14 protein-coding genes are annotated in these 18,553 nt (G+C 68.6%); 7 read left to right on the top strand and 7 right to left on the bottom strand.

Going from position 1 to position 18,553, the window contains the following annotated elements:
• Positions 1-133: 133 nt before the first annotated feature.
• Complete coding sequence (dnaE, locus tag AC5Y3Z_RS06010; RefSeq protein ID WP_473139647.1) at positions 134-3,673, bottom strand: DNA polymerase III subunit alpha; 3,540 nt, start codon at positions 3,671-3,673, stop codon at positions 134-136.
• A gap of 68 nt (positions 3,674-3,741) precedes the next feature.
• A complete protein-coding gene (locus AC5Y3Z_RS06005; RefSeq protein WP_463825160.1) occupies positions 3,742-4,179 on the bottom strand; it encodes a type II toxin-antitoxin system Rv0910 family toxin in 438 nt (145 codons plus the stop codon).
• A 77-nt stretch (positions 4,180-4,256) separates the two neighbouring features.
• On the opposite strand from AC5Y3Z_RS06005, the gene AC5Y3Z_RS06000 reads away from it, so the two are divergent.
• The 5 genes from AC5Y3Z_RS06000 to AC5Y3Z_RS05980 all read left to right on the top strand — a co-directional run bounded on the left by AC5Y3Z_RS06000 (position 4,257) and on the right by AC5Y3Z_RS05980 (position 11,960).
• Complete coding sequence (locus AC5Y3Z_RS06000) at positions 4,257-6,113, top strand: serine/threonine-protein kinase (protein ID WP_473139646.1); 1,857 nt, start codon at positions 4,257-4,259, stop codon at positions 6,111-6,113.
• Entirely contained in the window at positions 6,110-7,957 is a 1,848-nt protein-coding gene (locus AC5Y3Z_RS05995; protein ID WP_473139645.1) for a serine/threonine-protein kinase, read from the top strand. The genes AC5Y3Z_RS06000 and AC5Y3Z_RS05995 overlap by 4 nt, the downstream gene beginning before the upstream one ends.
• The gene (locus AC5Y3Z_RS05990; RefSeq protein ID WP_473139644.1) at positions 7,957-9,603 is read left to right on the top strand and encodes a hypothetical protein; all 1,647 of its coding nucleotides are present in this window, start codon (positions 7,957-7,959) and stop codon (positions 9,601-9,603) included. The genes AC5Y3Z_RS05995 and AC5Y3Z_RS05990 overlap by 1 nt, the downstream gene beginning before the upstream one ends.
• A gap of 66 nt (positions 9,604-9,669) precedes the next feature.
• On the top strand, positions 9,670-10,302 hold the full coding sequence (locus AC5Y3Z_RS05985) for a hypothetical protein (RefSeq protein ID WP_463825156.1): 633 nt from the start codon (positions 9,670-9,672) through the stop codon (positions 10,300-10,302).
• Positions 10,299-11,960, top strand: a complete 1,662-nt coding sequence (locus AC5Y3Z_RS05980; RefSeq protein WP_473139643.1) for a coiled-coil domain-containing protein — start codon at positions 10,299-10,301, stop codon at positions 11,958-11,960. The genes AC5Y3Z_RS05985 and AC5Y3Z_RS05980 overlap by 4 nt, the downstream gene beginning before the upstream one ends.
• 7 nt (positions 11,961-11,967) lie before the next feature.
• On the opposite strand, the gene AC5Y3Z_RS05975 is transcribed toward AC5Y3Z_RS05980, so the two are convergent.
• Positions 11,968-12,771, bottom strand: a complete 804-nt coding sequence (locus tag AC5Y3Z_RS05975; protein WP_463825154.1) for an SDR family NAD(P)-dependent oxidoreductase — start codon at positions 12,769-12,771, stop codon at positions 11,968-11,970.
• 4 nt (positions 12,772-12,775) lie between these two features.
• The gene (locus AC5Y3Z_RS05970; RefSeq protein WP_463825153.1) at positions 12,776-13,792 is read right to left on the bottom strand and encodes an SDR family NAD(P)-dependent oxidoreductase; all 1,017 of its coding nucleotides are present in this window, start codon (positions 13,790-13,792) and stop codon (positions 12,776-12,778) included.
• 70 nt (positions 13,793-13,862) lie between these two features.
• Here AC5Y3Z_RS05970 and AC5Y3Z_RS05965 point away from each other — a divergent pair, with 70 nt between their 5' ends.
• Complete coding sequence (locus tag AC5Y3Z_RS05965; protein WP_473139642.1) at positions 13,863-14,540, top strand: MliC family protein; 678 nt, start codon at positions 13,863-13,865, stop codon at positions 14,538-14,540.
• A 10-nt stretch (positions 14,541-14,550) separates the two neighbouring features.
• On the opposite strand, the gene AC5Y3Z_RS05960 is transcribed toward AC5Y3Z_RS05965, so the two are convergent.
• Both AC5Y3Z_RS05960 and lspA read right to left on the bottom strand, forming a co-directional pair.
• Positions 14,551-15,435 carry an RluA family pseudouridine synthase gene (locus tag AC5Y3Z_RS05960; RefSeq protein WP_473139641.1) on the bottom strand — a complete coding sequence of 295 codons (885 nt, stop codon included), beginning with the start codon at positions 15,433-15,435 and terminating at the stop codon, positions 14,551-14,553.
• A gap of 34 nt (positions 15,436-15,469) precedes the next feature.
• The gene (lspA, locus tag AC5Y3Z_RS05955; protein ID WP_463825150.1) at positions 15,470-16,084 is read right to left on the bottom strand and encodes a signal peptidase II; all 615 of its coding nucleotides are present in this window, start codon (positions 16,082-16,084) and stop codon (positions 15,470-15,472) included.
• Between the two features lie 52 nt (positions 16,085-16,136).
• Here lspA and AC5Y3Z_RS05950 point away from each other — a divergent pair, with 52 nt between their 5' ends.
• Entirely contained in the window at positions 16,137-17,078 is a 942-nt protein-coding gene (locus AC5Y3Z_RS05950) for an asparaginase domain-containing protein (RefSeq protein ID WP_473139640.1), read from the top strand.
• Here the strand turns inward: AC5Y3Z_RS05950 and AC5Y3Z_RS05945 are convergent.
• A complete protein-coding gene (locus AC5Y3Z_RS05945; protein ID WP_473139639.1) occupies positions 17,043-18,443 on the bottom strand; it encodes a DNA polymerase IV in 1,401 nt (466 codons plus the stop codon). The two genes, AC5Y3Z_RS05950 and AC5Y3Z_RS05945, sit on opposite strands and share 36 nt — an antisense overlap.
• Between the last annotated feature and the right edge of the window lie 110 nt (positions 18,444-18,553).

Raw genomic sequence — 18,553 nt, 5'->3', positions numbered from 1 at the left:
TACTCCCTCGCTGTCAGGCCGGTTGCGGCGCGGTCATAACGGTGAGCGTACGTCCGTGGCCCGCCGAATAGGGGCTCAATCATCCCGCCGAGTCCGTATCCCGCGACGCGTCAAGGCGTGTCCCGGGGTCGGTCTAACCACCCAGGCAACCGGGGCCGAGCAACTCCTTGAGGTCCCCCATCAACGCCGGCGACGGCGTCACCCGCAGCGACTGGTCCAGTTCCAGCGTGGTGATCCGCTCGCCACTGATCAACCGCAGATGCACCTGCGAGGTGCCGGGGTGGCGGGTCAGCACCTGCTTGAGCGCGCTGACCTTGTCCACCGTGCACTGCCGGGTCGGCAGGCTCACCGCCAGCGGCCGGTTGGGTTGGGCGTTCGAGAAGTCGGGCACCACCAGCTCGTTGGCGATCAGGCTGATCCGGTCGTCACGCACCGCGACCTTGCCGCTGACCAGCACCACCACGTCGTCGGCGATCTCGGCGCCGAAGTTAGAGTACGTGTGCGGGAAGAACATCACCTCGATACCGCCGGTCAGGTCCTCCAATTGTGCTGATGCCCAGGGCATTCCGTTCTTGTTCACCCGTCGGTTCACCGACGCCAGGATGCCGCCGACCCGCACCTGCGCGTCGTTGGGGACGTCGCCGTCCAGGATCGCCGGGATCGCGGTGTCGACCTGGGTGGCCAGCAGGTGCGCCACCCCGTTGAGCGGGTGGCCGGACACGTAGAGCCCCAGCATTTCGCGCTCCAGCGCGAGCTTGTGTTTGTCTTCCCATTCGTCGTCGGGCACTTTGATGGCGAAGACGGCGTCGCCGGCACCGTCGCCGTCGGCGCCGCCGAACAGGTCGAACTGGCCCATCGCCTCGGCCTTCTTGGTGCCCAGCACACTGTCGACGGCGTCGGTGTGCACCAGGAAAAGGCCCTTGCGGGCATGCCCGAGCGAATCGAACGCGCCGGCCTTGATCAGCGACTCGGTGACCTTCTTGTTGCAGGCCGAGATGTCGATCTTGTTCAGGTAGTCCGAGAAGTCGGTGTATTTGCCCTTCTCGTTGCGGGTCTTGATCAGCGAGCCGACGACGTTGGCGCCGACATTGCGCACCGCGCCCATCCCGAAGCGGATGTCCTTGCCGACCGAGGCGAAGTTCACCAGCGACTCGTTGACGTCGGGCGGCAGCACGGTGATGCCCAACCGGCGGCAGTCGGCGAGGTAGACCGCGGCCTTGTCCTTGTCGTCGCCGACGGAGGTGAGCAGACCCGCCATGTATTCGGCGGGATAGTTGGCCTTGAGATAAGCGGTCCAGTAGGAGACCAATCCGTAGCCGGCGGCGTGCGACTTGTTGAAGGCATACCCGGCGAACGGAAGGATGGTGTCCCACAACGCTTTCACCGCTTTTTCGGAGAAACCGTTGGCGGTCATGCCTTCGTAGAAACCCTTGTACTCGGCCTCGAGCACCTCGAGTTTCTTCTTGCCCATCGCTTTGCGCAGCGCGTCGGCCTTGCCCATCGTGTAGGAGGCGACCTTCTGGGCGATGAACATGATCTGCTCTTGGTAGACGATCAAACCGTAAGTCTCGGAGAGGATTTCGCGTAACGGTTCCTCGAGCTCGGGATGGATCGGTTTGATCGCCTGCCGATTGTTCTTGCGGTCGGCGTAGTCGTTGTGTGCGTTCATGCCCATCGGTCCGGGGCGGTACAGCGCCAGTACCGCGACGATGTCGTTGAACTCGGTGGGCTGCATGCGGCGCAGCAGGTCGCGCATCGGGCCGCCGTCGAGCTGGAACACGCCGAGCGTGTCGCCGCGGCCCAGCAGTTCGTAGGTCAGCTTGTCGTCCAGCGGCAGCGTTTCCAGGTCGAGGTCGATGCCCCGGTTGGCCTTGATGTTCTCGATCGCGTCGCCGATGATCGTCAGGTTGCGCAGGCCCAGGAAGTCCATCTTCAGCAGGCCGATGGCCTCGCACGACGGGTAATCCCAGCCGGTGATGATGGCGCCGTCCTGCGGTCGCTTCCACAGCGGAATCGCCTCGGTCAGCGGCTCGCTGCTCATGATCACCGCGCACGCGTGCACCCCGGCGTTGCGGATCAGCCCCTCCAGGCCGCGCGCGGTCTGGTAGATGGTGCGCACGTCGGGGTCGGTCTCGATCAGGCTGCGGACCTCAGCGGCCTCCTTGTACCGCTCGTGGGCCGGGTCGGTGATGCCCGACAGCGGGATGTCCTTGGCCATGATGGGCGGCGGCAGCGCCTTGGTGATCCGGTCGGCGATCGCGAATCCGGGCTGCCCGTAGTGGATTCGCGCCGAATCCTTCAGCGCCGCTTTGGTTTTGATGGTGCCGAAGGTGATGACCTGGGCGACCCGGTCCTGACCCCACTTGTCGGCGGCGTAGCGCACCATCTCACCGCGCCGCCGGTCGTCGAAGTCGATGTCGATGTCCGGCGCCGACGGGCGCTCGGGGTTGAGGAACCGCTCGAACAGCAGACCGTGCGGGATGGGGTCGATGTTGGTGATGCCCATCGCGTAGGCGACCAGCGAACCCGCCGCCGAACCACGGCCCGGCCCGACCCGGATGTCGACCGACCGCGCGTAGTTGATCAGGTCCGCGACGATCAGGAAGTAAGCCGGAAAGCCCTTGTCGCAGATGACTTTGATCTCGTAGTCGGCCCGGTCGAGGTAGTCCTGGCCCACGCCGGCCGGGAAGCGCCGCTGCAGGCCGGCCATCACCTCGTGGCGCAGCCACGACGCCTGGTCGTGCCCCTCGGGCACCGGGAAGACCGGCATCCGGTCCCGCGGCGTCCACACGTCGGCGTAGGACTGGACCCGTTCGGCGATCAGCAGGGTGGAGTCGCAGGCCCCGGGCACCTCGTCGTCCCAGAGTCGGCGCATGTCGGCGGCGGACTTGAGGTAGTAGCCGTCGCCGTCGAACTTGAACCGGTTGGGGTCCGAGAGCGTCTTGCCGGTTTGCACGCACAGCAGCGCCTCGTGGTTGTGCGCGGCGTCACGGGTGACGTAGTGGCAGTCGTTGGTGGCCAGGGGCGGGATACCGAGCTGACGGCCGATGTCGAGCAGACCTTGCCGGACCCGCTGTTCGATCGAGATTCCGTGGTCCATCAGCTCGAGGAAGAAGTTGTCCGCGCCGAAGATCTCGCGCCACTTGGCGGCGGACTCCAGCGCTTCGCGGTCATGGCCCAGCCGCAACCGGGTCTGCACCTCGCCGGACGGGCAACCGGTGGTGGCGATGATGCCCTCGGCATGCTCGGCGATGAGTTCGGCGTCCATGCGCGACCATTTGCCCAGCTGGCCTTCAAACGACGCCAGGGACGACAGCTTGAACAGGTTGCGCAGGCCGGTCGCGTTCTCGGCCATCATCGTCATGTGGGTGTAGGACCCGCTGCCGGATACGTCGTCGCCCTTCTGCCCGGGATCGCCCCAGGTGATGCGACGGGTGTCAAAGCGCGAGCCGGGCGCGATGTAGGCCTCGACCCCGATGATCGGCTTGATCCCGGCCTTGCACGCCGAAGTGTAGAACTCGCTGGCGCCGAACATGTTTCCGTGGTCGGTCATGCCGATCGCGGGCATGCCCAGCCGGGCGGCCTCAGCGAACATCGGGGAGATCTTCGCGGCACCGTCGAGCATCGAATACTCGGTGTGGTTGTGCAGGTGCACGAACGACGACTCACTCATAGGGAGGCAAGTCTATGACCGCGCACCGACACGGTCCCGGCGTGTCGCAGCACGTGTCTTGGCCGGTTTCAGCCGTACAACTCGACGAAGTTGTCGAGCGACTTTTGCACGTCACCCTTGGCCGCGCGGGCCGCGACTTTGCCGATCGGACCGAACAGCGCGGGGCCGCCCAGGTCAACGGACAGGCCAAGGGTGGCGCCGTCCTTGGATTGCGTCACCGTCAGCGTGACCTTGTACTTTGCTCCGCCCTTGCCGTCCCCGGCCATCGCGACCTTGTGCGGCGGATCCCACTTGGTGATCGTCCAGGTCACCCGGTTGCGCAGGCCTTTGGAGCGCGCGACGCCCACCACCTGCGTGCCTTCGGTGATGTCGTCGACGTCGGGCAACTCGCTGCGCCAGCCCTCGTGCAAGACCAGCCAGTCGCCCAGGGTCGACAGGTCCGAGACGTGCTCCCACATTTCCTGCGGGGTCATCGGTACGTCCAGGGTCAGGTCAACGGATGCCATAGCGGTGAGCGTAACGCCAGCGCGACCGGCGGCCCTCCACCCCGGATACGCTCAGCGGCGAAGCGGAGGGCAGGTCGGTGGTCGAGAATCGGGCGGGGTCGCAGTTCGGGCCGTATCGGTTGGTGCGGCTGCTGGGTGCCGGCGGTTACGGCGAGGTGTACGAAGCTGAGGACACCGCCATGCACCGCGTGGTGGCGTTGAAGCTGCTGAGCAGCACCTATTCGCAAAACCCGGTGTTCCGCGAGCGGCTGTTCCGGGAGGCCCGCACCGCCGGCCGGCTGCGGGAACCACACGTGCTGCCGATCCACGGTTGCGGCGAGATCGACGGCCAGGTCTACATCGACATGCGACTGGTGCGCGGCGTGGATCTGGACACCGTGCTGCGCCGGGACGGCCCGCTCCCGCCGGCGCGGGCAGTGAATCTGGTGCGCCAGGTCGCGGCAGCCCTGGACGCCGCGCACGCCGAGACGGTGTTACACCGCGACGTCAAACCGGCGAACATCCTGCTCTCCGGTGACGACTTCGCCAGCCTGGTCGACTTCGGCCTGGCCAGCGCGGCCGGCGACGCCCGGCTGACCGGCACCGGAAAGGCGGTCGGCACGTTCGATTACGTTGCTCCGGAACGGCTTTGCGAGAATCCAGTGATCGACCCGCGCTGCGACGTGTACTCGCTGGCGTGCGTGCTCTATGAACTACTGACCGGGGCACCACCGTTTGCCCAGCACCAGGATCTGACCGCGCTGATCAACGCCCAGCTGACCGCCCCGATCCCGCGGCCCAGCCAGCAGCGGGCCGGCATCCCCGCCGGGTTCGACGAGGTCATCGCGCGGGGCATGGCCAAGCATCCCGACGACCGTTATTCCAGCGCGGGTCAGCTGGCCGCCGCCGCGCACAACGCACTGGGTCCGGCCGCGACCACCCGCGAGTGGACCACCGCGCCGCCGCCGGTGCCGCTGCCCCCGCCCGTGCCGGCCGCGCCACCGCCGTGGGTGCCACCCGAGCGCCGAAAACCGCGCCGTCGCAGGGTGGTCGCCGTCGCGGCGGCCATCATCGTCGCGGTGGCGGCCGCGGCGGCCGTCGTTGTTGTCACGCGCCGGGATGCTGCCACCGGGCGCGCGGCGACCAGCACGCCGCGGCCGTCCTCGACGGTCCCGACGGTGCTGAAATTCCCGGACCTGGTGCAGGCCCGCGGGGTGGCCGTCGGTCACGACGGCAGCGTCTACGCGGTCGAGCTGAGCAGCCACTCCCCCAATGGCCGGGTGCTGAGGTTGCCACCCGGCCAGCCCTCGCCTACCGAGCTACCGTTCGGTGAGCTGTACGGCGAAGGGGTCGCGGTGGACCCGGCGGGTGCGGTCTACGTCGCCGACTTCCACGCATCCGCGGTGTGGAAGTTGGCGCCGGGCGGTCGTGGGCCTGCTCCGCTGACGTTCGGGCACCTGGGCAGACCGGTCGGGGTGGCGGTCGGCGCCGACGGCACCGTCTATGTCACCGACGCCACGCTTCGGCAGGTGCTGAAGCTGGCCCCCGGCGCGACGAGTGCCACCGCCCTGATGCCGACCACACCGCTGAACATGCCAGCCGGAATCGCGGTGGACAGCACCGGGAACCTTTACATCGCCGATGTGGAGGAGCGGCGGGTGTTGAAGCTGGCTGCCGGTGCCGACACCCCCGCCGAACTGCCGTTTCCCGGCCTGCAGCAACCGTACGGTGTGGCTGTGGACAAGAACGGCAACGTCTACGTCACCGACATCGACGGCCGCGGGGTCTTCAAGTTGGCCAGCGGTGCGAGCACTGCCACCCAGGTCGCCTTTCCCACCCTCAACTACCCGTTCGGTATCGCCGTGGACGACGCCGGCGATCTGTTCGTCGTCGACTGTCACCGCGGCGACGACTGCGCGACCGGCAAAGTCCTCGAATTGGGTGCCGCGCAATGACTGCCAGCTTCCTCCCGGGGTCGCGGTTCGGCCCGTATCAGCTGCGCCGGCTGCTGGGCAGCGGCGGATTCGGTGAGGTCTACGAAGCCGAGGACACGGTCATGCACCGGGTGGTGGCGCTGAAGTTGCTGTCCAGCAGCTACTCGCAGAACCCGGCTTTCCGGGAGCGGCTGTTCCGGGAGGCCCGCACCGCCGGACGGCTGCACGACCCGCACGTGGTGCCCATCCACGGCTGCGGTGAGATCAACGGTCAGCTCTACATCGACATGCGCCTGATCGACGGTACGGATCTGCAGAGCACCCTGGAACGTGGCGGCGCGCTCAGCCCGGCCCGGGCGGTGCACGTGGTGCGGCAGATCGCCGCGGCACTGGATGCCGCGCACGCCGAAACGGTGATTCACCGCGACGTCAAGCCGGCCAACATTCTGCTCGGTCCCGACGACTTCGCCTGCCTGGTGGACTTCGGCCTGGCCAATGCCGCCACCGACACCAAGCTCACCAGCGAGGGCACCACCATCGGATCGTTCGCCTACCTGGCACCGGAACGTCTGGCGTCCGGCCAGGTCACGCCGGGTGCGGACATCTATGCACTGGCCTGTGTGCTGTATGAATGCCTGACCGGGGCCGCACCGTATGAGAGTCGCACCGAAATACCCGCTCTGGTCGCCGCGCACCTGACCTCCCCGCCGCCGCGCCCCAGCCAGGACCACCCGGGGATCCCGATCGGTTTCGACGAGGTGATCGCGCGTGGAATGGCCAAGGACCCGCAGGTTCGCTTTCGCAGCGCCGGTGAACTGGGTGCGGCCGCTCAGCACGCGCTGAGCACCCCGGTGCAGCCCTGGACTCCGCCGCACGCGGTCCCCACCCAACCGTGGACACACCCGGGCGCGCCCACTGCGCGCACGCCAATGAAGTTGCACCGCAAGCCCCGTCGCCGTGCAGTGCTGGCCGTGGGCGTGATCGCGCTGGTAGCCGCCATTGTCGGCGTCGTCGCGGTCGTGGCCACGCCCGACACGACCCGGCATGCTGCGCCCAACACCAGCGCATCGCCGACGCCCGGCGGCTCCGGCTCGCCGTCCACCAGCGCCGCCCCCGCCCTGAACGCCACCCGATTGCCGATTATCGGAACCGGTCAGCTCGCGGGCGTGGCGATCGGCCCGGCCGGGGAAATCTACGTCGTCGACACCAGCAGCCCCAGGGTGTACAAGCTGACCGCCGACTCCGATGCGCCCGCTGAGGTGCCGTTTCGCGGACTGGTCCGGCCCAAACGGGTGAGCGTGGACGCAGCCGGCAACGTCTATGTCGCCGATGTCCCCCGGGACGGCGCCGGGAGGATTCTGAAATTGGGGCCCGGCGCCGGTGATCCGGTCGAGTTGCCCTTCGGCCGCATGCTTCCCCATGGCGTCGCAGCTGATGCTGCGGGGACTGTCTACGTTGCCGCAAACGACCGGGTGCTGGCGCTCGCGCCGGGTGCCGCGACCCCCACCACGCTGCCGTTCGGTACCGGCATTTTCGAGGACGTGGCGACGGACGGCGCCGGCAACGTCTACGCCCTGCAGGCGGGCCGGGTGCTGAAGTTGGCCCTAGGCGAGAGCAACCCGACCCAGCTGCCGTTCGGACAGCTGGGCAGGGCGCAAATCGTCGTGGTGGACGCCAAGGGCGACGTATACGTGGCCGACAACGCCGACAACATGGGTCGGCTGATCAAGCTGTCCGCGGGTGCCTCGTCCCCGACCCTGCTGTTCGCGCCGGAGAATCAGTCCTTCGGTGGTATGGCGATCGACGCGGCGGGCGGCATCTACGTGACCGAGAACAACCGGCTGCTCAAAGCCGCGGTGGGCTGATGACGGAGCCCAGCGATCTGAAATCGCTACTGGCACAAGGTGGCCCGCTCGATCCGGTCCGTGCGGTGCACCTGGTAGGCCAAGTCGCGGCGGCGATCGACGATGCGCACGCCCACCGCAGAATCCACCGCGACGTCAGCACCGCCAACATTCTGCTGGCGCGCGACGGTTCAGCCTATTTGGCCGACCTCGGCGGAGCGACGCCCTCGGCAGACCGGACCCGGGTGCTGGTCACCGACACCGACGCGGTCTACCGCGCCGACATCGCCGCGCTGGCCGGGGTGCTTTACGAGTGCCTGACAGGGCAACCGTTCGACCCGGCGACGCCGGTCGAGCGGCGAGCCGGAATCCCGGCTGAGTTCGACGCTGTCATCGAGCGCGCAACGGCAGCCGATCCCGCCAACAGGTACCGCAGCGCCGGCGAATTCGCCGCTGCCGCGCAGCGCGTCCACCCGCCGATCCCGCCCCCTGCGCCGCCGAACAGCAACCCGGCACCGCCGTCCGCGGCGGCCACCCGCACGTTCACCCTCCCGCCTCCTGGCCAGTCATCCAATAATCATGTCCCGCAACCTATTCCGATGTACGGACAGTCACCTACCGTATCGTTTCCGCACTCCCGGCCGATGCAGCTGCCGATACCGCCACCACGACGGCGCCGCTACATCGGCCCGGCTGTCGCCCTCGTCGCCGTGATCGCCGTGGTGGTGACCGGCGCAATCGTGATCCCCAAGGTCGTGCACCGCAACGACTCGACGGCATCCACCACCAAGGCCGCCCCGCCGCGGCGCACCTACACGGCGCAGCCGACTGTGCTGCCATTTCCCGAGATGTTCCCGACGAAAAGTGTCGCTGTCGACGGCTCCGGCAACATTTACGCGCTGGCCGCGGTGATCCCGCATCCGGGCATCAGCATGTTCGAACCCGGCCCGCTGCAGCTCTGGAAGCTGGCGCCGGGGGCCAGCGCGGCGACCCCGGTGGAAGTTCCCGGGGTGAATTTTCGCTCCGCGACGGACCTGGCGGTCGATAAGGCCGGCAATCTTTTCTACAGCGAAGGCGCCCAGGTTTACCTGTTGGAGGCGGGCAAATCCAGCCCGATTCGGTTGCCGTTTCGGGGATTCACCTCGGTCAGTGGCATCGCGGTCGACGATGCGGGCAACACCTACGCAGTCGGTGCACTCATGGACGAGGGCCCGAATGTGAAGTACGGGGCGCGCAAGCTCGCACCGGGACAAAACCGACCGACCGACTTGTCTTTCGAGGGGCTCCATCTGCCCCGTGGAATTGCGGTCGCCAAAGACGGCACCGTCTACGTGTCCTCGAATATCAGAGGTACCGGACGTGGCCAGGTCTTCAAACTCCCCGTCGGCGCCACCGCTGCCGTCGTGGTGCCCATCCCCGGACTCATCGAGCCGAATCACATCGCGTTCGACGACGCCGGGGACATCTTCGTCGGCGACGGCTTCGGCAAGGGTTTCTTCCAGTTGCCGCCCGGACGCGATCCGGTGCAGGTGGCGCTGGGTTCTCATGCCATGAGTGTGGCGGTGGATTCCGCAGGTGCGGTCTACGCGCTGACCGCGGCGCGCACGAACCGGTCCGATCAGCTGGTGAAACCCGGACAGGTGCTCAAGATCGTGCCGGACCGATAGCCGCTGCGCTCCCACCGCGATTTTTGCCGCGATTTTTATCCGGGCCCGTTTGATACGGTCCGAGCCATGAGCTTGCACGAGCGTCATTTTGTGGCGGAAGGGGCCCTCCCTCCCGCGCGCGACTTCCTGACGTCGGCGGGATTCGGCGGTGTGGCTGCCCTGACGGTGGCGATCATTCTGGCGGTCATCGCATTCATCGCCGCGCGCCGGGCCGCCAAACGTGAAGCGCTGCAGCAGGACCAGCGTGACCGGCATCATCAGGAGCTTCGCGAAGACGCGCAGCGCAGCGCGGCCCTGGACCGCTGCTGGCAACGGCTGGTGTGGGTGGTGGAGACCGCGGGGATCGAACCGGCAGCACACGAGAACGCCACCCTGGGTCTGGGGCCCGAGCTGGCACTGGAGATGCTGCGCGGGCTGCTGCGTGACGCCGAGTTCCTCGGGGACGAGACGCTGGCCCGGTCGGTGACGGTGTACCTCAACCAATTCTCCCTGGTGTTGGCGCAGCAGGCTGGACCGCTGTCTCAGCTCGCGGCGCGGCAATCTCCGCCGCGACGGGACGCGCCGGCTGCCCGCGAGCCCCGGGAATCCCAGCCGTCGGTCCCGCCCGCTGACCAGCCCCCCGCCCCCGACCAGCCCCCGGCACCCACCGATGAGGCCGCTATCGAACCGGCCGGCAAAGGAAGGCGCCGGCACGGGTGAGCACCACACGACAACACATCGAGGATCTCGACCCCGCGGAGTGGGCGGCGTTGACGCTGCGCGCCGCCGCGGATTCGGTCGCCGCCGCCGAGCGGCTCGGACAGCAACCGCCCGCGGCATTGCTGGCGCTGGCGGCGATGAGCGAGCGCGACCTCGTCGAGCACCGAAATCGATCCGGCCCGGCACGCAAGCGGCTCTCGCCGGTGATGCGACTGGTCGAGGCCGACCACATGCGGGTCGCGGCCGAGGCGCACGCGCGGGAGGCGCAGCAAGGCCGCAAAGACGCCGAGGCGGCCGTGGCGATGGCCCGGGCGCAGGCTGAACAATCGGCGCGGGTGGCCACCGCGGCGCGCGAGCGGGCACGCGAAGTGCAGGCCCAGGCCGCGCGGCAGGAAGAGCAGTGGGCGGCCGAGCGGCAAGCCGCGCAGCAGGCCTTCGAAACAACATTGGAAACAACAAAGGCTGAACGCGCCGCCGAGCGGGCCGCCGCGCAGCGGGCCCTGGAACAGGTACGCGCCGAACTCGCTCAGGTGCGCGCCGACACGGCCGCCGAACTCGCCACGGCCACCGAGCAGGTCACCGCCGCGGAAAGCCGCGCCGAACAGCGCATCGCCGAGCGCACCGCGGACCGGGCGACCGGGCGCCAGGCGTTCGAGCAGGTGCGCGCCGAGCTGGAACGGGTGCGCGCCGATGCCGCGGCCGAGATCGCCGCAGCCAACGAGCGGGCCACAGCCGCCGAAGCCCGTGCTGAGCAGCGCATCGCCGAGCGCGCGACTGCCCGGGAAAGCGCCGAGCGCGCGTTGGAGGAAGTGCGCCGCGAACTCGACCAGATCCGGGCCGATGCCGCGGCCGAAGTCGCCTCGGCCCGCGGGCAGGCCACCGGTGCGATCACCGCCGCGCACCGGGCAGCCGAAGCTGAGGTGGCCCGGGCCAAGGCAGAGCTCGAGCAGCTCCGCACCGCCGCCGCGGCCGAGATGACCCGGCTCAAAGCGGAGACCGAGCAGGTGCGCACCGCGTCGGCCGCAGAGTTGACTGAGGCGCGCGCGCAAGCCGGCCAGCAGCTCGCCGCCCTGCGCGAAGCAGCGCAGGCCGAGGTGGCGCGTGCCCGCGCCGAGGCCGAGAATGCCGGCGCGGCCGTGGCCCGCGCTTACAGCGAGATCGAGCAGTTGCGCGCGACTTCGGCGACCGAACTGGCGGCGGCCCGCGAGCAGGCCGCCGCTGCTCAGGAAGCGGCGCGGGTGCGCGAGCCCGGTGTGGCGGCGGCGAACCTGTTGGCGCTTCCGGTGCCCCCGCTGGGGGTGGCCGCCCACACCAGGTCCATCGAGTTGGCGCTGGCCACCGTGCGCGAACTCGACCGCATTCTGGAAGCGGGCCCGGCCGAGGATGTCGAGACGGTGCGCAACCTGGTGGATACGGCGCAGGCGGAGGCACGAGACCTCGCCGAGCAACTGCACAACCTGCCCTCGCACTACTCCGCGTCCTGGCAGGCCGAGGCGGCAGAAGAGTACGCAGGCGCCGCAGCCGCAGCTTATGGTGCTCTGCTGCAACGCATTTCGGTTTTGGTTGACCAGCTACGCCAGCAGGACGAGAACGCGAACGCCGAGGTGATCTCGACGGTCACCAACTGGCTGGACGCCCACCCGTGGCGACAGGGCTGACGCCCGGTCAGTGACTCGGGCCGCCGCGCAGCCGGTTGCCGATCCGGATGCCGGGCAGCAGCAGGCTGCGCGGCAGAATCCTGCCGCCGGTGCTGACGATCTTGGGCACCACACCGGGCACCACCCCGCGCTTGCCGGCGAGCATGCCCGCAATGGCCTGCTCGGCGACGTCCTTCGGGGACACCTGCGCGATCGGGATGCTGAACCGCTCGGCGCTGGCGATTTCAGCCCACTCGGTCGGAACCGGGCCCGGGCACAGGGCGGTCACCGACACGCCGGTACCGTGCAGCTCCTCCTGCACGGCCTCAGAGAACGTCAGCACGAACGCCTTGCTCGCTGAATACACCGCCATGAACGGAATCGGCTGGAAGCCCGCGATCGAGGCGATGTTGAGCACCGCACCGGCGCCCCGCTTGACCATTCCGGGCAGCACGGCGCGGGTCAGCTCCATCAACGCCAGTGCATTGAGGGTGACCTGCTCGCTTTCCCGCTCCTCCGGCAGCTCGTAGAAGCGCCCGCTGGTGCCGAAGCCCGCGCTGTTGCACAGCCCGGCGATCGGCTCGTTGCGCAGCCGTTCGGCCAGCTTTGCGCGGGATTCGTTGTCGGACAGGTCAAGTGGGAAGACCTCCACGTCGACGCTGTGTTCCGCACGCAGTTTTTCGGCCAGCTCGTCGAGGCGTTCGCGGCGCCGCGCGACCAGGATCAGCGGAAAGCCCCGGCGGGCCAGCCCGTTGGCCAGTTCGGTGCCGATGCCTGAGGAGGCGCCGGTGATGACGACGGTCGATTGCTTGCTCGGTTTGGGAAGGCTCACGACATCACCAGTGGATTCCGCGGGTGGCCTGCAGGAACGTTTCGCTGCGCTTGTCGAGATCCTTTGTGTCGGTATCGCTTTCGCTGCCTTTGGCAGCAGACGAGTCGTCGAACATGCCGAATGCGCGGTTGCGCACCCGGTCCATGACGGCTGGGTTGACGGCGTCGGCGACGGCGGCGAACTGCCCGAACGGCGAGCTGGCCCGCCGCGGCCGGTGGATCAGCGCGTCGGTGATCACGCCGGCGGCCTGGTCCGGCGTGAGTGCCGGGAACTTGTCGTACATCTTGGTCGGGCTGATCATCGGCGTGCGCACCAGCGCCATGTGCACGGTGGTGAACCGGACGTTGTCGCTGACGGTCTCGGCCTGCAGCGCGTCGCACAGGCTGTCCAGCGCGGCCTTGCTGGCGATGTAGGCGCCGAACCGCGGTGCCCGGGTCTGGACGCCGACCGAGGACACGTTGAGGATGTGCCCGAAGCCGCGTTCGCGCATCCCTGGGACGAATTTGAGGATCAGCTGCACCGCGCCCAGGTAGTTCAGCTGGATGGTGCGCTGGTAGTCGTGGATCCGGTCGTACGACAGGGCCAACGATCGCCGAATGGACCGGCCCGCGTTGTTGATCAGGATGTCGACGCCGCCGAGGTCCTCGATGACCTTATCGGCCATCTCGGCGATGGCGTCGACGTCGGACAGGTCGCACGGGTAGACGTGGGCGGTACCGCCATTGGCGCGGATGTCGTCGGCGACTTTGTCCAGGTTCTCTTTGGTGCGCGCGACGAGCGCCACGATGCCGCCCGCCTCGGCGATCTTGTGTGCGGCCGCCTCGCCGATGCCCGAGGACCCGCCGGTGATCAGCGCGATCTTTCCATCGACCGCCTCTTCGAGTGTGCGGCCTTGCACGGCGTCGCGCAGATTCCGCCAGTAGAAGGGCCGATATCGCCCGGCGGAGTTCGGCGTGTTGATGATGTTCGACACGGCCGCGAACGGTTTTTCAACCAGGTTCGTGAGATCACCGAGGTTCATTGACAGTTGCTCCTGAGGGCAGTGTGGACGGTGTGACACAGGTCATAAAGCCAACCTAGGATATCGACCGATGAATAGGTACCGAATGCCGATGTCGGGCAAGCTCGTCTCAGTCGTCGCCGTGATCGCGGCCACCGTGCTGCTCGGCGGGTGCGGTTCGCGACCGTCGCACCCGGACTCGTCGACCGCGAGCGCCGCACCGGGCCTGTCGGCCAGCATCACCACCACCTCGCCGACACCGGCCCTGGACTGCGCCCGATCCACCGTCAAAGCTCAGCAGCTGGTGTGTAACGACCCGGAACTGACCGTCCTGGACCGCCGGGCGCAGACGGCGTATCAGCAGGCACTGGCACGCCCCGGGGCTGACCAGTCCACGCTCGCGACCGCGCAGAACGCTTTCATGACAGTGCGCGACGGCTGCACCGACCGCGTCGACGTCCGGACCTGCCTGGTGGAGGCCTACCAGACGCGGCTGGTCGAGTTGGCGATCGCCGACCCGGCCACGGTCGCCCCGCCGGTCGTGACCTACAACTGTCCGCCCGGGGACGGTCCGTTGACCGCACAGTTCTACAACGATCTGGATCCCAAGGCGGCGGTGTTGAACTGGAAGGGCACCCGGATCATCCTGTTCGTCCAGCCGTCGGGCAGCGGCGCCCGCTACAGCCGGCAGGGCTCCGAGTACTGGGAGCACCAGGGCGAGGTCAGGCTGAACCTCAACGGCATCAACTTCGTGTGCCACACCCAGTGAGCGGGACGTGTCAGCCCTCAGCGCGTAACACGCTCAACGCGTGTTCCAGGTCGGGCGGATAGGGGCTGACGATCTCGACACGCCGGCCATCGGCCGGATGCGCGAAAGCCAACGACCGCGCATGCAGCCATTGACGTTGCAGGCCAAGCTTTTTCGCGAGTTTCGGATCGGCGCCGTAAACCAGGTCACCGCAACAGGGGTGGTGCAGCGCGGCGAAGTGCACCCGGATCTGGTGGGTGCGGCCGGTTTCCAGGTGCACGTCGAGCAGGCTGGCGGCCACGTGTGCTTCCACGGTGTCGTAGTGGGTGATGCTGTGCCGGCCGGTGCTGGTGACCGCGAACTTCCACTCCGGGCCGTGGTGCCGGCCGATCGGCGCATCGATGGTGCCGCTGGAGGGGTCCGGATGTCCTTGCACCAGTGCGTGATACCGCTTGTCGACGGTGCGCTGTTTGAACGCGCGCTTGAGCACGGTATAGGCCTGCTCGGAGCGCGCCACCACCATCACCCCGGACGTGCCGACGTCCAGACGGTGCACGATGCCCTGCCGCTCGTGCACCCCCGAGGTGGTGATGCGGTAGCCCGCGGCGGCCAGGCCGCCCAGCACGGTGGGCCCGGTCCAACCGACCGAGGCGTGGGCGGCCACCGCGGCGGGCTTGTCGACGGCCACGATGTCGTCGTCGGCATACAGCACTGTCAAGCCCTCGATGTCAACGGGCCTGTTTTCCAACGGTTTCGGCGGTTCGGGTAGCCGCACCTGCAGCCAGGCACCCGAAGTGAGTCGGTCGGATTTCCCGGCTGGTACGCCGTCGAGTTCGACACCACCGTCTTCGGCGATGGCCGCCGCGGCACTGCGCGACAGTCCCAGCAGCCGGGCCAGCCCGGCGTCGACGCGCATGCCCGCCAATCCTTCTGGGACCGGCAACGTGCGCTCAGTCACCCGCGTTCTCGGGTTCCGGCGGAATAGCGTTGTCGCCGTTGACTTTCCGTCGACCTGTGGTGTCGAAATCGAAGCCGAAGATGGACAGCACCACCAGCAGGATGGCGCCACCCACCACCGACGGGTCGGCGACGTTGAACACCGGCCACCAGCCCACCGACAGGAAATCCACCACATGTCCGCGCAGCGGGCCCGGCGCCCGGAAGAAGCGGTCGACCAGGTTGCCCATCGCACCGCCCAGGATCATCCCGAGCCCCAGCGCCCACCAGGGCGAGACCAGCCGCCGGCCCATCCAGAAGATGCCGACCACGACACCGGTCGCGATCAAGGTAAGCACCCAGGTGTATCCGGTCGCCATCGAGAACGCGGCACCGGAATTGCGCACCAGCGTCCAGGTCACCGTGTCACCGATGATCGACACCGGCTGACCGGGAGGCAGCAGTTTGACCGCCAACACCTTAGTCACCACGTCCAGCGCGAGCACCACAGCCGCAACCGAGACGAGCAGCCGCAACCGCCGCGGCGCGGCAGCCCCGGGTGCGCGCGGTTCCTCGGCGTCACCGGCTGAAGTCAGCGGATCTGCGGATCCGGTTGGTTCGTCAGGCACCTCACCATCATCCCCCAGCAGTGCCGGGGCGGGCGTGCGGGATGATGCCGGGATGGGGCGCGTCGCCGTGATCACCACCGGAGGGACGATTTCGACGAGCACCGGCGCCGACGGGGTGCGCCGGCCCGCCCGCTCGGGCGCGCAACTGTTGTCGGGATTCGACGTCGATATCGACCTCGACGTCGTCGACGTGCTGGCGGTCGACAGTTCCGAACTCGTTCCGCCGGACTGGGATCTGATGCGCGCGGCCATGCATCGGGCGGTCGCCAGTGGAGCCGACGGGATCGTCGTCGCCCATGGCACCGACACCATGGAGGAAAGCGCGCTGTGGCTCGAACTGACCCACGCCGGCCCCGTCCCAGTGGTACTGACCGGCGCGATGCGCAGCGCGGACGCGCCGGACGCCGACGGCCCGGCCAATCTGCGCGACGCCGTCGCGGTGGCGGCCAGCCCGGTGGCTCGCGACCTGGGGGTGCTGGTGTGCTTCGCCGGCCGGGTGTTGCAGCCGCTGGGTTTGCGCAAGGAGGTCACCCAGGATCTGAGCGGTTTCGCCGGGCAGCTGGCCGGCACCGTGTTGGACAACGATCTGGTTTTGACGCACCCCAAGCAGCGGACGTTTCTCGGCGAGCTGGCGGCCGCTGACGCGCCGCGCGTCGACATCGCGGCGGCCTACCTGGGCAGCGACGCGGTGGCGCTGGACGCCTTCGCCGCCGCGGGTGCCCGCGCGGTGGTGCTGCAGGCGCTGGGATCCGGCAACGCCGGACGCGCGGTCGTCGACGGTGTCCGGCGCCTGTGCCGCGCCGGGGTGACGGTCGCGGTGTCCACCCGGGTGCCCAACGGCGGGGTGAGCGCCGGTTACGGCCCCGGCCACGATCTGGTGCAGGCCGGCGCGGTGCTGGTGCCGCGGCTGGCACCGCCGCAGGCCCGGGTGCTGCTGATGGCGACGCTGGCCGCCGGCCTACCCGTGGGCGACATCCTCGACCGCTGGGGTTGACCGAACGTGCTCGCGCAGTGCCTCGACGTAGTCGGGCCAGTCCAGGCTGTCGACCGGGTTGGCGGCCGCGAGGTCGGCGGTGTCGAGGGGGAAAGTTCTGGCCTGGCCCGGTCCCGTGCCGCGCGTTTCGAACCGCACGGTGACGACGCCGTGGCCGGCGCCCTGCACCCAGCCGTGCCCGAAGTCGCGGTGCGCAACGTCATCACCGATCCGCCAGGACCCGCCGTCCTGCCCGGTCAGCAGCACCGCACGCAGGGTCTCGAAATCCTGATGCGCTTCAGCCGGTTCCGGCGGCAGGTCCAGGTCGGGAAACAACGACTGCTGGCGCACGTCGCTGAGGCCGGAAAAGCCCACACCGAGCAGACGAATGGGCCCGATCTGCAACGGATCGAGCAGCAGCCGGCGGGCCACCGACACCAGCGCACCGGGTTCGGTCGTCGCGTAGGGCAGCGTCGCCGAGCGGGTCAGCGTGCTCATGTCCGACTTCTTCAGCTTCACCGTGACCGTGCGGGCGCCGCGACCGTCTTTGAGCAGCCGACGGTGCGCGTGCTCGGCGATCGGCTCGATCGCGTCGCGCAGCTGGTCCAGCGTGGTCAAGTCGGCCGCGAAGGTGGATTCGGCGCTGATCTGCTTGGCCTCGGCACGCTCGGCGACGGGACGGTCGTCGATGCCCTGCGCTAACCGGTGCAGCGCGGGCCCCACGGTGGCACCGAGGATGTCGGCGACCTCCGCGTCAGCCAGCGCTGCGAGCTGCCCGATGTTCTCGATGCCCAGGCGGTGCAGTTTCTCCTCGGAGACCGGGCCGATCCCCCACAGCCGCCGCACCGGTAATCCGCTCAGCAGCTCTTGCTGCTCGGAGCGGCGGACCACCCGGACACCGTCGGGTTTAGCCAGATCGGAAGCGATCTTGGCGATCTGCTTGCCTGACCCAGCACCCACCGAGGCGACCAGACCGGTCTCCTCACGCACCCGTCGGCGCACCGTTGCACAGAACGTCTGCACCTCGTCGGCCGACGCACCGGCCAGCTGGGCCGGTTCGCCGAACGCCTCGTCGAACGACAGTTGCTCGACGACGGGGACCAGACTGCGCACCGCGTCGAAGACACGGCGACTGGCCACGCCGTACACCACGCCGCGGGGCGGCAGCACCACCGCGGCCGCACCGACCTGCCGGCGAGCCTGATGCATCGGCATCGCCGAGCGCGCGCCGAACACCCGCGCCTCGTAGCTGGCACCGGCCACCACTCCCCGACCGCCCAGCCCGCCGACCAGTACCGGCCGGCCCTTGAGGGTCGGCCGGGTCAGCTGCTCCACCGATGCGAAGAACGCATCCATGTCCAGGTGCAGCACCCATCGGGACTCCACGGTTGTCGATGCTATGGGGCTGAGCGCGAGCGCTCAGAACGGCTCGGCGCGGCCGCGGTGCCGGGAGGTCTTTAGTTAACCTAAAATATAATATTAAACGCATGTTTAAT

Source organism: Mycobacterium sp. NGS61 (genome assembly GCF_059812325.1).
The sequence above is the reverse complement of the archived record's forward strand: the minus strand, read 5'-3'. Positions and strand labels throughout refer to the sequence as shown.

Bases quoted from the DNA above. Each gene is read 5' to 3' on its own strand.
- dnaE (WP_473139647.1), bottom strand. From the start codon at position 3,673: ATGAGTGAGTCGTCGTTCGTGCACCTGCACAACCACACCGAGTATTCG.
- AC5Y3Z_RS06005 (WP_463825160.1), bottom strand. From the start codon at position 4,179: ATGGCATCCGTTGACCTGACCCTGGACGTACCGATGACCCCGCAGGAA.
- AC5Y3Z_RS05995 (WP_473139645.1), top strand. From the start codon at position 6,110: ATGACTGCCAGCTTCCTCCCGGGGTCGCGGTTCGGCCCGTATCAGCTG.
- AC5Y3Z_RS05990 (WP_473139644.1), top strand. From the start codon at position 7,957: ATGACGGAGCCCAGCGATCTGAAATCGCTACTGGCACAAGGTGGCCCG.
- AC5Y3Z_RS05985 (WP_463825156.1), top strand. From the start codon at position 9,670: ATGAGCTTGCACGAGCGTCATTTTGTGGCGGAAGGGGCCCTCCCTCCC.
- AC5Y3Z_RS05970 (WP_463825153.1), bottom strand. From the start codon at position 13,792: ATGAACCTCGGTGATCTCACGAACCTGGTTGAAAAACCGTTCGCGGCC.
- AC5Y3Z_RS05965 (WP_473139642.1), top strand. From the start codon at position 13,863: ATGAATAGGTACCGAATGCCGATGTCGGGCAAGCTCGTCTCAGTCGTC.
- AC5Y3Z_RS05960 (WP_473139641.1), bottom strand. From the start codon at position 15,435: ATGCGCGTCGACGCCGGGCTGGCCCGGCTGCTGGGACTGTCGCGCAGT.
- AC5Y3Z_RS05950 (WP_473139640.1), top strand. From the start codon at position 16,137: ATGGGGCGCGTCGCCGTGATCACCACCGGAGGGACGATTTCGACGAGC.